Origin of the sequence: Brachyspira sp. (assembly GCF_029258575.1) — a bacterium.
In the GTDB taxonomy this organism is placed as follows: Bacteria; Spirochaetota; Brachyspiria; order Brachyspirales; family Brachyspiraceae; genus Brachyspira.
Window position 1 is genome coordinate 1 of sequence record NZ_JARHYI010000132.1, and the last position, 14,678, is coordinate 14,678.

Genomic DNA, 14,678 nt, shown 5'->3' on the forward strand with positions numbered 1-14,678 from the left:
CTATAGTCTTTCCTGCCCCATTAATAACTCCATTACAAACAAACATCACAGAATAAAAAATAAATATTGGCATTATAGTATAAATATAGCTTTTGGCATATTCAAAAACCTGCATATCTTTTGTGAACATTCTTATAAGAAAATAAGGATTAGTTATTGAAAATATACTCATAATAGAAGAAATTATAAGCCCTATAACTATTCCACTTTTTAAAATTTCTTTTACTCTATCTAATTTATTAGCCCCTATATTCTGTGCTGACATTGTCATAACAGCATTTCCCAAAGCAGCAGTAGGCATTATAAAAAGTGATTCTACTCTATTAACTATAGCAACCGTTGCACTTGCCGCCTCTCCAAAACTGCTTATAAGTCTTGTTATGATCATCCATCCGAAAGCCACTATAAATTGATTGAATGATATAGGCATTCCTAATTTCATTATCTTTTTCGTCATATTCCAATCAAATGTAAATATAAAAGGATTGATCTTTATAAAACTATTTTTCATTCTCAAATATATAGTACTTATTAAAACAGAAGTAAATTGAGATATCACAGTTGCAATAGCTGCACCTTCAAGCCCCATAGCTGGTATTATCCAAAAGCCTTTTATTAGTACAGGGTCTAATCCTATATTAAGTATAGAAGATACAATTAAAAATATTAATGGTCTTATACTATCTCCTACAACTCTTAATATAGAAGAAATAAAAAAGTAAGCATAAGCAAAAGGAAGTCCTATTATAGATATTCTTAAATAAACAAGTGCCATATCCATAGCATTTTTAGGAGTTTTCATCATTATTAATATATCTCTCGAAAATATAAACATTAAAGAAGCTACTGTAAATAATATTATCACTCCCAAAGTAGTAGATACTTTTATAGCATGGCTTACTGTATCATAATCTTTAGCTCCGTAATATTGAGAAACTATAACTCCGTTTGCCATATTAACCCCAAAGGCAAAAGAGCCCATTATAAGCATTATTGGAAAACTCACCGCTATCGCCGAAAGTCCAAGAGGTCCTATAATATTACCTATCCAAATACTATCCACTATATTATAAACTACACTAAGCATATTAGAAAGCAATATTGGTATAAGAAGTTTTAATAATGTGGGAACAACTTTTGATTCTGTAAGATCTGTTCCTATATGATTAGCCATTTATATTTTTTTACCTGTTCATTCAATTAAATTTACAAGATATTATAAACCAAATAATAATTAATTAAATAGAAAAATCATAAATTATTTTCAGTATTAAAATTATTTTTTGAAATTAAACGCACGGTTAATAAATCATTTTATACAATAAAAGTTAACTTTATTGATATACTACAAAACAAAAAATATTTTTCGTGCGGAATTAATCACAATAAATTTAAAAAACTCTAGGGTGGGACTAACATTTCTAATTAGGTGATGAAGAAAAATAAAATAAAAAATAAAAAATGAGATATAAAAATATAAAGGGTGGGGAGTTAGAATAATTTTTTATTAAAATTTTTGCTTTTTCCTAATTCCCACCCAATAAAATTTTCTGCTTTTATAATCATTTTAATATCAATTTTTAATAATACCAAAATAGAAAAAGCACCCCCGCCCAAGTTTTTATTAGATTTATAATTTGTAAGATATGATTAGTGTTGATATAATAAAAAAAATAATTTTATTTTCAATATTTTATATCAATATAAAATATAGTCTTTACCCAAAAACTCTCAAGCAAAGCCATTGATTAATACTTTAATATGATTAATTTTTATTGTTTAGTCATCTTAGGAGTTTTACCTGACAATTGAGATAGTGAATCATATCTATTTATTTTTATTTCCATTCAAATCTATTTCTACACTTTTATTAATGCTGCCTTCCTATATACCTGCATATTTGCATTAATAGTTTTTGATTAAGTACTTCCTGTTTTATTTTTATTAGAACATCTAATTGATACTATAACTATTAAAAACATAATTTAAAATATTTTTTACTCATTTAATAACTCCTTTTTATTTGATAACTCTCATATATATTTTATATTTAACTTTATATATTTATCTATACAATTATGAAGATTATTTTGATGAACTAATATTCTATATTATATTTATTAATATTATAAATTTGATTATAATATTATCCTTATATAACTTTAAAATACTAAAAACTAAAATTATGAATATAATGAAATTACTACACTCGTACCAAATTAAAATCATAATAAAAAAGCATGCATAAATTAATAGGCATGCTTATAATTTTATGATTTTATAATTTTTAATTTCTGTCTCTTAATTTAGCTAAAAGTTTTAATATCTCCAAATAAAGCCATACTAAAGTAACTAAAAGCCCGAAAGCAGCATACCATTCAAAGTATTTAGGCATATTATACTGCTCCCCTTTCTCCATAAAATCAAAATCTAAAAGAAGATTGAAAGAAGCAATAAGAACTACTACAATACTTATTCCAATACTTAAAGGACTAGAACCATATAAGAAAGGAATTCTAGCACCAAAGAAAGACATTATAAAATTAAGTAAATATACAATACCTATACACAATGTAGATACAGTAATAACACTTCTTAACTTATTAGTTACTCTTATTATTCTAAATCTATATAATACTAACATTATAAATAAATCTAAAAAGGTAAAAAATACAGCCTGTACGACTATACCTTCATAAACAGAATTAAAAATATAAGAAATAGCCCCAATAGCAACACCTTCAAGTATAGCATAAAGTATAGAAAATACTTTAGCCAATTCTTTTTTAAAAGTCATTATTAAAGCTAAAACTAAAGCACCTATAGATGAACCTATAGCAGCAGGATAAAGAAGACTCGGATTTCCAGCTAAAACAAAAAATACACTAACCATAGCTGAAAGCATTAGTATTAATGTAAGTATTATTGATTTGTTAATAGCTCCGTTAAGAGTCATTGTTTCTTCATTTTCATCTCTCAATTCATAATCAAACGCTTTTTCTGATAATACTGGATTTGCCATTATAAAAAAACTCCTAATTATTTTTTGGTAATGTATTATAAAATAATTTAAATAAAAATACAATAATAAAGTATAGATATATAACTAATTATTTTTAGTAAAGTAATATTTTTTATTATATCATAAAATAAATATTATAATTTTATATTTTTGTCATATTCTGCTATTTTCCTAATAAAAACTACGCCGATTAAAATTAAAAAAGTAATATAAGCTTATGAATCATAATTATTATTAGCGAGCAATAATAAATGCTATCAAAAAAGATAAAGATATTTTGAAAAGTATTAAGAGGAAAAGAATCATTTTCTAATTTAAAATTGTAAATGAGATAAGTAAGAGATATAACAATTATAATAGTAAATATAGAAACTGACAATATAGAAAACTTCTTAATTTTTTATTTACTTTTTCATTTTCCATTTTTCAGACCTCAACTCAAAAAATTGTTTTTATTTAATTATTTATGGTATTTTGAAATAAAGTTAAATCTTACAATTTAAAATTATGAAAATTAAAAAAAATTCTATTATTAATTTGAATAGATCTCTTTTTTATATTTTTCTATTAATTCAATGATGTTTTTTCTTTGAGCATCAGGCAAAGGATTCTCAGTTTGAAAATCACCGTAAAATCTAATATAAGTATTTTTAGAATTAATAATAAAATTATATAAAACATCTAATTCTTTTTCATTAAGTAATTTTATACCTTTGGCTATCTTAAAAATCTGTGATGGCATATAAGCATAACCTGTATAATATCCTTTTAAATATACTAAATCATTTTTTGCCTCATCCAATTTGAAAGAAATATAATCTCTAGTTTTTTCATCATAAAAATACACTTCTTTTAAATTAATATAATCTGGTATGGATTGCGTTCTAACATATAAAACTATTACTGGTTTATTTAGAGCATTATCGTATAATATAATATTTAAAAAAGCACCCCATTCAACAAAATCATCCGTATAATATTTAGTAAAACCTTTTAAATCATCTCTATAAGTTTTAACACTGGCACAACTTAAAATAAATATAAAAATAATAACAAATAAAATTAATAATTTTTTCATTTTTTGTAATCTCTATAAATGTTTATATTATAATTTAATTATAACAATAGATATAAATATAGCAATTATAAATAATTAAATATAATAATAAAAATATATATCACTAATCTTTCATTCTTTTCTTAATAATTTTAATTAAAATGATACATACTAATATAGCAAAAATGAAAGGCACGGCAAAAATAAAAGAAATATTCGGCGAAGCAGAAGCAGCTTCAAATTTCACAGCATAAAACATATAACCATAATTGAAAGCGATAACAGTAACCATCATATAAGAAAATAAATATGCTATAATTTTAATAGTTTTTATAATTCTTTGTTTATTATTCATTTTATTATCTCAATTTTTATCAAGTTTAAATATAAAAAATCCCAACAGAAATCAATCTATTGGGATAAATATATAATATATACCCGGCAACGTTCTACTCTCCCGTAAAGCTACCCTTACAGTACCATTGACGATGAAAGGCTTAACTGCCGTGTTCGGAATGGGAACGGGTGTATCACTTTCTCTATGGTCACCGAAATAATATTGGCAAATTAAAAGAACAATTTTTTATCTTTGCCAGATATATAAGAGCGTAGATCGTCTCATTCTGCTTTATCATTATGAATTCTTTTATAAGAATAAGAAGAAAACGATAATATGGTCAAGCCATTGGTCTGATTAGTGCTGCTCAGCTGAACAGGTATTTCTTCCCTGCTTACACTTGCAGTCTATCAACGTCGTAGTCTCCAACGAAACTCATAGGGAAAGTTAATCTTGAAGGAGGCTTCCCACTTAGATGCTTTCAGCGGTTATCCCGTCCGCACATAGCTACTCTGCGATGCTCTTGGCAGAACAACAGATACACCAGCGGTGCGTTCATTCCGGTCCTCTCGTACTAAGAATGACTCTTCTCAACTTTCCAACGCCCACAACGGATAGGGACCAAACTGTCTCACGACGTTCTGAACCCAGCTCGCGTACCGCTTTAATTGGCGAACAGCCAAACCCTTGGGACCTGCTCCAGCCCCAGGATGCGATGAGCCGACATCGAGGTGCCAAACCTCCCCGTCGATATGAACTCTTGGGGGAGATAAGCCTGTTATCCCCGGAGTACCTTTTGTCCGTTTAGCGATGGCCCTTCCACTCGGGACCACCGGATCACTAAGACCTACTTTCGTACCTGCTCGAGATGTCTCTCTCGCAGTCAAGCCACCTTATGCCTTTATACTCTACTACCGATTTCTATTCGGTTTGAGGTGACCTTTGCACGCCTCCGTTACTCTTTAGGAGGCGACCGCCCCAGTCAAACTACCCGCCTGACAATGTCCGGCTACCGGATAACGGCTAACCGTTAGAATCCCATTTTGCGAAGGATGGTATTTCAACGATGGCTCCATGAAAGCTAGCGCTCTCACTTCAAAGCCTCCCATCTATCCTACACATCACAAAACAAAACTCAATGTCAAGTTATAGTAAAGGTTCACGGGGTCTTTCCGTCCTGTTGCGGGTAATCAGCATCTTCACTGATAATTCAATTTCACCGAGTTCTTCCCCGAGACAGTGCCCGGATCGTTACACCATTCGTGCAGGTCGGAACTTACCCGACAAGGAATTTCGCTACCTTAGGACCGTCATAGTTACGGCCGCCGTTTACTGGGGCTTCAATTCGAAGCTTCGCTTACGCTAACCTCTCCTTTTAACCTTCCAGCACTGGGCAGGTGTCAATCCCTATACATCCATTTACATGTTTGCAGAGATCTGTGTTTTTGTTAAACAGTCGGCCAGGCCTTTTCACTGCGACTCTCCTCTCAATATTGCTACCAAGATTCAAGCGTCTCTTTTTCCGAAGTTACAAGACTAATTTGCAGAGTTCCTTAGGGAAGATTATCTCGAGCGCCTTAGAATACTCATCTCACCCACCTGTGTCGGTTTGCGGTACGATTATGACATGCCTAACCTTAGAAATTATTTCTCGACAGCCTAGCTCATGCAACTTCCTGAACCCGAAAGCCCAGTCACTATCCAGCCTCAACCTTAAAGAGGCAAGCATTTGACTCACCTCAAGTCTAAACTGTTTGACGTTATCTACCAATCTAACGCGTACATAAACAATCTGTGTCATTCCATCGAAACATATCATAGTACAGGAATATTAACCTGTTTCCCATCGACTACGCTTTTCAGCCTGATCTTAGGGGTCGACTAACCCTAGGTAGATTAGCTTTACCTAGGAAACCTTGGGTTTGCGGCGAACGGGTTTCTCACCCGTTTTCTCGTTACTCATGCCTGCATCCTCACTTCTTATACCTCCAGCCTACCTCACGGTAAACCTTCGACGGCTTAAAGAACGCTCTCCTACCAATCACAGATTAACTCTGTAATTCCCTAGCTTCGGTACTATGTTTGAGCCCCGTTACATTTTCGGCGCAAGAACACTCGACCAGTGAGCTGTTACGCACTCTTTAAAGGAATGGCTGCTTCTAAGCCAACCTCCTGGCTGTTTAAGTATTCTCACATCCTTTCCCACTTAACATAGATTTTGGGACCTTAGCTGAGGATCTGGGCTGTTTCCCTTTTGACAATGACGCTTATCCGCCGCTGTCTAACTGCCATGCTCTTAACTTACGGTATTCGGAGTTTAGTTGGGTTTGGTACTCGGTTAGGAGCCCTAGTCCATTTAGTGCTCTACCCCCGCAAGTAAACACATAACGCTGCCCCTAAAGACATTTCGGAGAGAACCAGCTATCTCCAAGTTTGATTAGCCTTTCACTCCTACCCACAAGTCATCCAAAGCCTTTTCACGGCCACTGGTTCGCACCTCCATTCGATGTTACTCGAGTTTCGCACTGCTCATAGGTAGATCACTTGGCTTCGGGTCGTATAGCATGCAACTAATTTCGCCCTATTAAGGCTTGCTTTCACTACGACTACAAGGCTATTACCTCTTAATCTTGCTACATACTATAAGTCGCAGGCTCATTCTACAAAAGGCACGCCATCAGGCCATCTACTATTGCTAGCAGGGTACCCTCTGACTACTTGTAAGCTTAAGGTTTCAGGTTCTATTTAATAACCCTCAACGGGAGACTTTTCACCTTTCCCTCACGGTACTCTACACTATTGGTCACTGGTTAGTATTTTGCCTTGGATAGTGGTCTACCCAGATTCAAACAGGGTTTCACGTGCCCCGCCCTACTCAGGAACGATAAAACCTTCTCTATATGATTTCGTATACGGGACTATCACCCACTATGGTCTGCTTTTCCAAAACAGTTCTACTATCATATAAAACAAAGTTGATGCATGCAAGTACATCACTTACCGCCCTACAACACCATAATAACAACGCCTTGCAGCTTGACATTATTAAGGTTTAGGCTCTTCCCCTTTCGCTCGCCACTACTTAGGGAATCTCAATTTTGATTACTTTTCCTCCAGGTACTTAGATGTTTCAGTTCCCTGGGTGTCGCCTCATACACCTATGGATTCAGTGTATGATATAGAAGGTTTGCTTCTATAGGTTTTCCCATTCGGTGATCTACGGATCATAGAATATTTGCTTCTTCCCGTAGCTTATCGCAGCTTGTCACGACCTTCATCGCCTTCCAGTGCCTAGGCATCCACCTTAAGCCCTTACTTACTTGACCATATTATCCTTTTCTTCTTCATTATCTCTAACATAAAAGTAAAGCTAATATATCAAATTGAATGAGACTTTTAGCTAATTAAAGCTGTTTCTTATCTAATTCTTTAGTAACGCTCCGCTTAATTGTTTCTACTCTAAGACACACAATCTAATTGTGTTTTCTTTATCTAGTGAAGATTTTTATAATCGCTGATTTCCTTATTTATGTTGGAAAAAACTTTCTAAAAATCTACGCTCTCATATATCTGTCAAAGAACTTTAAGTTTTTCATTTCCAGCTGATGTTTCGTTTCGTTATGTTTTTTGTTTCTCATCAACTGTTTTATCATTATAGCATACAGCTAAAATAAATCAATAGCTATAAAGCCGTATTTAGCTGTAAAATCGATTTATTTTTATAAAATTAATTATATACAATACATTTTATACAAAAATAAAGGCTATCCAATTCAAATTGTTTTTTTTGCTTATTCTTTTTATCATTTTTCAGCGAATTTTTAAGAATATAGGGCAAATTTGCAATCAAAAAATGATTTTTTTATTAAAAAATCAAAAAACTAGCATATTTTCAAAAAATAATATATAATTTTTCAATAAATTACTTAGAGAGAGTATAGTTATGAGTGTAAACATTAAAGAAAATGGAAATTTTAAATTAAAACAGGGAACTATAATATTTTACGAAGGAGAAAATATAAAGAATATATCATTAGTTACAAATGGAGAAGTAGATGTATATATTTCATCAAAAGAAATTTTAGGAATAGAAGATGAAACAGAAATCATGAGATACAGCTGCAGATTATTTTCTATACCAAGAAATATCATGATTGGTATAGGAAGTTATAAATCAAATTCTAAATATATGTTCTCTTTCAAATCTAAAGAAGAAACTGAAATATATGCAGTAAAAACACCAAATCAAGAATATGTTAAAAGTTTTTTTAAAGTTAATAAAACATATATTACAAATATGTATCATTCTATAGCATATTTAATATTTAAATCATATGAGGAATATATTAAAATAAAAAAAATTAATTCTGAAATAAAAATAGCATCAGCAAATTTAGCTGTTATATATTTTAATTTAAAGCATAATAAATCAAAAAATATTAAATCAGAAATTTTTAAAAATTATAAAGATATTTACGAAGATTCTATAAACTCTGGTTTTAATTTCCCTACTTCTTTTGATGTTGATTTCATAAGAGCGGATCATTCTGAAATATATATGCATAATAAAAATCATTTGTTAGAAAATGATGAAAAATTAGAATTTGAAATTGATTATGTAAGAAGATTTTTAACCATGCCTAAAAATATAAAAAATCAATTCTTCACATATGATACAAATATGAGTTTAGATGCTTCACATATGCTTTATGAGAATTTAAAGAAAATATCGTATATGTTAAAAAGTGAAATAGTTGAAGCTATAGAAAATATATTATTCCTATCATCTAATGAAGCAGAATCATTATTTGGAGAATATGTGAAAACTGCTCTTGATTTAGATAAGCAAGAAAAAGATAATGAGGTATGGGCTAAGTATATAAAATATATGTCAAATATAATAAAAGACATATATGCAAAAATAAAAAATGAATATGATTATGATCTAAATATCGATATTGAAGAAGTTGATTCTATAGTAAAAAGATTAACAAAAAATACTTCATTATATCCTGAAGAACAATCAGCTGTAGATGGTAACGAAGGAGATGACATTAAAGTTACTTTTGGTTTTGAATCCCTTCCTAATGAAGTTAAAAATCCTACTAGAAAATTAATAGAAATGTCTGGTATTGAAGAAAGCAAAGCTAAAAAATTCATAAAATCATTGAATGCATTTAGAAAATTAAGAGATAAATTCAGTACAGAAGATGATGTAAGAAAAATGAGAAGAGGAGTTACTACTGTATTTTTTGAAATATACAGAGAAATAGCTAAAAAAGTTATAATAAATGGAAACAGTAACAAATTAGTAAAAATGTTTTTGAATTTCGGTTATATGGACGATCAGCTACTTACTCCAAATCAAATAATAGATCTTTATGAGATTAAAGATAAAAGTAAAACTAAAAAAATAAATGTATTTTATATAGATGAATGGCTTCAAAAAATTTATGATAAAGAAGAACCACCATCTGTTAATGGATTCGGTCAGGATTATAGAGAGGCTTTAAGAGAATTGAAAAAAAGAGGTACTATCAGTGATAAAGAGTTGGAAGATCATTGGGAAAGCTCTTCTAAAAGATTGGAATATGAAGTTGATAATATGATTGAAACTACCCATAGATTATGTTATGGACAGGTAAGCATATATTTCCCTATACTTCATAAAGATATGATTACTAAAGATTTTGAAAGAGCATTGATACGAAGAGATGTTATGGAAAAATCTATAAAAGAAGTTACCGATATAGATTTCTCAGCATTTTACAGAGAGGTTCTATATAAAAATAAAGAACTAAATATAGAAAAAGAACTTGTTATGCAGGAAGTACCTCCTAATATAATACTTATGCCTACATTCGGTTCAAGAGCAATAATGTGGGAAGAGTTATCAAGCAGACAAAAAAATAGTACTGGAAGATTCTTATTCCCTATATTCACATCTGAAGAACTTGAAAGTTTATTGATTCCTACTATAGGAGCATTCAGATGGGAATTATGCAAAACTATGTTGGGAGCTGCTTGGAATGATATTACTCAAATGTCTATAACTTCAGAGTATAGCGATTATGTTCAATTCTACAGAAAGAATAGAAGTCTTTCAGATGAAGCTAAAGAAAAATTAAAAATACAAATCAAAAAATGTAGAAACAATCTTAGAGAAGTATTTGTAAGAGATTATAACTTATGGATAAAATATGAAAGCAAGGGTATAATGAGACTTAACAGAGTTGCAAGAGGTATATTATATAGACAAACTCCTTTTGCTAAAAACATAAGAGAAGAATTAAAAAAACAGCCTATGTATGCTGAAATAGCAAACAGATTTAAAAACATAAGAAATAAAAGAGCTACAGAATTAGAAAACAGATATTTCAAATTTACAAAATCAGGAAATCCATTACCTGATGAACTTCAGCATCATATAGATTTCTATAAAAATATGTAAAATAAAATAATAAATTTTTTATAACAATAAAGGGCTTGAATATAATTTCAAAGCCCTTTTTATTTTTTATACATACAAAAATATTGAAATATTAAATAAAAATAATTTCAAATTTATTTTATTGTTTAACATTCTAAATAAAGAGTTTTTAATTATACGATATATTTTTCATAAAATACTAAAAATAATATACTATACATACCTATATATAAAAATAAAAAAATAATATTACAAATATAAAAAACAACAAATTATTTACAAATAAATAAAAAAAATCACTGCCTAATTAATTCATCTTACATATAAATAAAATTATTCATTAATTAAAAATAAATATTATCAAAAAATATATTGTTATTCTAATATAATTCTATACTAGTTATAATCTTTTTAAACAAAAAATTATAACTAGTAAATGGATATTATTATATACAAAAATTGCCGAAAAAATTTATTATCCATATTGTAATACCAAAATATTACATATACAACAAAAACATTAAAATCTACAATATAATCATACAGTACACATAATGTTTAATATATAATAATATTTATTCAAGCAAATTGTTTTTTTTTCGATATATAAGACAATCATAATACTAATTTTATAACTATACTTGCAATAAAATTCATATATTGTTAAAATAATCACAGGTAATTAATATTTAAAAAGAGTATTATTAATGAGACTTGACTATATAAGACCTTTTACAGATGCCTCCAATGAAATATTACAAAATTACATTAAAGACGGTATCAAAATAAGTGATATAACTCTTAAAGGTTCTTTTGTTAATGCTTCTGGTATTATAGCAATAATATCATTATCAGAAGATGTAGTTGGTTATTTTATAATAGATATGGAAATAGAAACTGCTAAAAAAATAGTTTCTATAATGAATGATAGTGAATTAAAAGATATTGATAAGTTATCCTTATCTACAATACAGGAACTTATTAATTTAATAGCTGGTTTAGCTGTAACAAAATTAGAAGTAGACGGATATAATGTTGATATATCTCCGCCTGTTATAATGAAAAGCAAAGATTTAGAAGTTTCGATAAGCGATTCGGAATTTCTATATATAAAATTAGATACCTCTATTGGCGATTTTAATATATTAGTTGCCGTAGAATCAGAAAAGGAGTAAAAAAACATGTCTGACATTAATACAAAAGAAGCTGATGGTATAAATGAATTTGGAAAGCCATTCAAAGTGCTAATAGTAGATGATTCTGCATTTGTTGTAAAACAGTTGCAGCAAATTTTTGTATCAGAGCAATATAATGTAGTTGGTACTGCAGAAAATGGTGAGGAAGGCGTACTTATGTATAAAGAATACAAGCCAGACTTAGTAACTATGGATATTACGATGCCTAAAATGGATGGTATTACAGCATTAACAAAAATAATAGAATACGATAAAAACGCTAAAGTAGTTATGGTTAGTGCTTTAGGTAAAGAAGATATGGTAAAAAAAGCATTATTAGCAGGTGCCAAAAACTATATTACCAAACCTCTTGACAGAAAAAAAGTACTTGAGCGTATAAAAATGGTCCTTACAAAAAAATAACAATTACTTTATTGTTTTATTTGTCTGGAATAATTTATTTTGAATGAGATAAAATTAACTGAAAAACAATTTGATCTGTTTAGGGATTTTGTATATAAAGAAAGTGGTATATGTTTTAATATTATCAATAAAATTATTTTAGAATCAAGAATAGTTTCTGCTATGAAAGAAAAAAATCTATCTAAAGTAGAAGATTACTATAAGCTTGTATCTTCTGATAGAGAAGAATTAAAAAAATTTTTAGATAATATAACTACAAACCTTACAAAATTTTTTAGAAATAGACCAAATTTTCAATTATTAAAAAATTATGTTCTACCTAAAATAATGGAATATAAAAAAACAGGCGAACAAATAAGAATTTGGAGTGCTGGCTGTTCTACTGGAGAAGAACCATACTCGATAGCAATAACTTGTTTAGAAACACCTGGCATCAAGGAAAATAATATAAAAATTTTTGCTAGCGATTTGTCTCTTAACTCTTTAGTAGCAGCTAAAGAAGGTAGATATGAATCTCATAAAATAGAAAGCGTGCCTAAAGAATATTTGGATAAATACTTTTATAAATTATCATCTGGAGAATATTCTATAAAAAATGATATTAAAAAATTAATAACTTTTGATTATCATAATTTAAAGCATAGAGGAAGTCAGACAAATATGGATATTATCTTCTGTAGAAATGTTCTTATATATTTTGATAATGAATTTGTTAAGCTTACTGTTAATAGGTTTTATGATATATTAAATGAACATGGCTTTCTATTTATTGGGCATAGCGAATCCTTATTTGGACTTAATACAAAATTCAAATTTAATAATATAGACAATTCTATAGTATATACTAAAAATTAGGAGTTTTATAGATGTTTTCAAAAAGAAATGATAATACAGAATCCAATTCTATTATAGGCGAAGGTTCATATTTTAAAGGTGAGTTTACATTAAACGGTACTTTAAGAATAGACGGATGCTATGAGGGAGATAAATTAGAAGTTGATAATGTTTTTGTAGGTCCTACTGGAAAGGTTAAATCAAATATAAAAACAATATCAGCTGTTATAGAAGGTATAATAATTGGAAATATAGAGGCTAAAAATAGAGTGATGCTTATGCCTACAAGCAGAGTACTAGGCGAGATAAGAACACCTGAACTTATTATACAAAATGGCGTTATACTTGAAGGATTATGTATAGTAGCACAAGACCCTCTTACTAATCCAAAAGAAACTATTTTAGGATTATACAATAACAATATAGATAATCAAAATAATAATTGATGGATTATAATGCCTTACTTATATAATGTTGAAAAGAAAATTAGTATACATATCATAGCAATTACTTTGATTGTTTCTGTTACAGTCATAACAATTATATATTTATTTACATCTAACTATATAGAGAAAAAAAGATTGAAATCTATTTACGATTATATTGCAATAGAAGATTATGATAATGCTTCATTTCTATTCAATGATATATATACTAAAAAACCTTTAAATAAAAACATACTAAAAACTGGAATAGATTTATATTATGATATTTTAATAAGATCAGATAAAAAGGAAGTTATAGTAAGTGCAAGTGAAAGTATTATAAGATATGCTAAACAATTATTATTAACATCAAAATTTATTAATAATGAAAATATTATATATCAAAGATTAGGATATAGTTATCAGAGATTGGGAAAATCATATTATATTGATTCATATAATTCATATATCAATGCTATAAATAATGGTGATAATAGAGTATCAACTACAATAGAATTATCAAAGGTATGCTATGAGATAAGATTGTATAAAGATGCTATAAAATATTTAGAAGATGCTATTGATAGAGAACTAAAAGAAAGTAGCGAAAAATTTATAAATATGGAATTATACTATGAACTTGCCAATGCTTATGAGGGAAATAAAGATTATACAAAGGCTATACAAATATTATCCTCTATGGACGGCAAATTCAATAATAATACTATGTTGGAATCAAGAACTTATTTTAAATTAGGGAATTTATATTCAAGACAAGGGCTGTATAAAGAAAGTGAATTTTTTTACAAAAAGGCATTAGATATAGATGACAAAAATCCAGATTTATATTATAGTATAGGAACATTATATTTAGAAACAAAAAGAAGAAATGAAGCTATAAAGATGTTTAGAGAAGCTATCAAAATAGATAATTCGTATAAGCCCGCTAGGGATACTTTAAGGAGATTGTAATAA

10 protein-coding genes and 2 rRNA genes are annotated in these 14,678 nt (G+C 28.9%); 6 read left to right on the forward strand and 6 right to left on the reverse strand.

The window, feature by feature from the left end; genetic code table 11:
- The 6 genes from Q1J76_RS10300 to Q1J76_RS10325 form a co-directional block, all read right to left on the reverse strand.
- Positions 1 to 1,174: MATE family efflux transporter (locus Q1J76_RS10300; RefSeq protein WP_300369992.1), on the reverse strand; the 1,174-nt coding region annotated here is incomplete at its 3' end.
- Positions 1,175 to 2,287: 1,113 nt separating this feature from the next.
- The gene (locus Q1J76_RS10305; protein ID WP_300369993.1) at positions 2,288 to 3,022 is read right to left on the reverse strand and encodes a Bax inhibitor-1/YccA family protein; all 735 of its coding nucleotides are present in this window, start codon (positions 3,020 to 3,022) and stop codon (positions 2,288 to 2,290) included.
- Between the two features lie 532 nt (positions 3,023 to 3,554).
- Entirely contained in the window at positions 3,555 to 4,100 is a 546-nt protein-coding gene (locus Q1J76_RS10310) for a hypothetical protein (protein ID WP_300369994.1), read from the reverse strand.
- Positions 4,101 to 4,203: 103 nt separating this feature from the next.
- Positions 4,204 to 4,434, reverse strand: coding sequence for a hypothetical protein (locus Q1J76_RS10315; protein WP_300369995.1), 231 nt, complete (start codon positions 4,432 to 4,434; stop codon positions 4,204 to 4,206).
- An 81-nt stretch (positions 4,435 to 4,515) separates the two neighbouring features.
- Positions 4,516 to 4,632: ribosomal RNA gene (rrf, locus tag Q1J76_RS10320) — 5S ribosomal RNA — on the reverse strand.
- A 120-nt stretch (positions 4,633 to 4,752) separates the two neighbouring features.
- Positions 4,753 to 7,742: ribosomal RNA gene (locus Q1J76_RS10325) — 23S ribosomal RNA — on the reverse strand.
- A 617-nt stretch (positions 7,743 to 8,359) separates the two neighbouring features.
- Here Q1J76_RS10325 and Q1J76_RS10330 point away from each other — a divergent pair.
- The 6 genes from Q1J76_RS10330 to Q1J76_RS10355 all read left to right on the forward strand — a co-directional run bounded on the left by Q1J76_RS10330 (position 8,360) and on the right by Q1J76_RS10355 (position 14,675).
- Positions 8,360 to 10,867, forward strand: a complete 2,508-nt coding sequence (locus tag Q1J76_RS10330; protein ID WP_300369996.1) for a DUF8509 domain-containing protein — start codon at positions 8,360 to 8,362, stop codon at positions 10,865 to 10,867.
- A 686-nt stretch (positions 10,868 to 11,553) separates the two neighbouring features.
- Entirely contained in the window at positions 11,554 to 12,021 is a 468-nt protein-coding gene (locus Q1J76_RS10335; protein ID WP_300369997.1) for a chemotaxis protein CheX, read from the forward strand.
- A gap of 6 nt (positions 12,022 to 12,027) precedes the next feature.
- Positions 12,028 to 12,444 (forward strand): response regulator, encoded by a 417-nt coding sequence (locus Q1J76_RS10340; protein WP_028330452.1) that lies wholly within the window; start codon positions 12,028 to 12,030, stop codon positions 12,442 to 12,444.
- Between the two features lie 39 nt (positions 12,445 to 12,483).
- Entirely contained in the window at positions 12,484 to 13,299 is an 816-nt protein-coding gene (locus tag Q1J76_RS10345) for a CheR family methyltransferase (RefSeq protein ID WP_300369998.1), read from the forward strand.
- Positions 13,300 to 13,310: 11 nt separating this feature from the next.
- Positions 13,311 to 13,724, forward strand: coding sequence for a bactofilin family protein (locus tag Q1J76_RS10350; protein ID WP_300369999.1), 414 nt, complete (start codon positions 13,311 to 13,313; stop codon positions 13,722 to 13,724).
- A gap of 9 nt (positions 13,725 to 13,733) precedes the next feature.
- Positions 13,734 to 14,675 carry a tetratricopeptide repeat protein gene (locus Q1J76_RS10355; RefSeq protein WP_300370000.1) on the forward strand — a complete coding sequence of 314 codons (942 nt, stop codon included), beginning with the start codon at positions 13,734 to 13,736 and terminating at the stop codon, positions 14,673 to 14,675.
- Positions 14,676 to 14,678: the final 3 nt, after the last annotated feature.

Coding starts and splice junctions, on each gene's coding strand:
- Q1J76_RS10315 (WP_300369995.1), bottom strand. CDS start 4,434: ATGAATAATAAACAAAGAATTATAAAAACTATTAAAATTATAGCATAT.
- Q1J76_RS10355 (WP_300370000.1), top strand. CDS start 13,734: ATGCCTTACTTATATAATGTTGAAAAGAAAATTAGTATACATATCATA.
- Q1J76_RS10335 (WP_300369997.1), top strand. CDS start 11,554: ATGAGACTTGACTATATAAGACCTTTTACAGATGCCTCCAATGAAATA.
- Q1J76_RS10350 (WP_300369999.1), top strand. CDS start 13,311: ATGTTTTCAAAAAGAAATGATAATACAGAATCCAATTCTATTATAGGC.
- Q1J76_RS10340 (WP_028330452.1), top strand. CDS start 12,028: ATGTCTGACATTAATACAAAAGAAGCTGATGGTATAAATGAATTTGGA.
- Q1J76_RS10310 (WP_300369994.1), bottom strand. CDS start 4,100: ATGAAAAAATTATTAATTTTATTTGTTATTATTTTTATATTTATTTTA.
- Q1J76_RS10305 (WP_300369993.1), bottom strand. CDS start 3,022: ATGGCAAATCCAGTATTATCAGAAAAAGCGTTTGATTATGAATTGAGA.
- Q1J76_RS10330 (WP_300369996.1), top strand. CDS start 8,360: ATGAGTGTAAACATTAAAGAAAATGGAAATTTTAAATTAAAACAGGGA.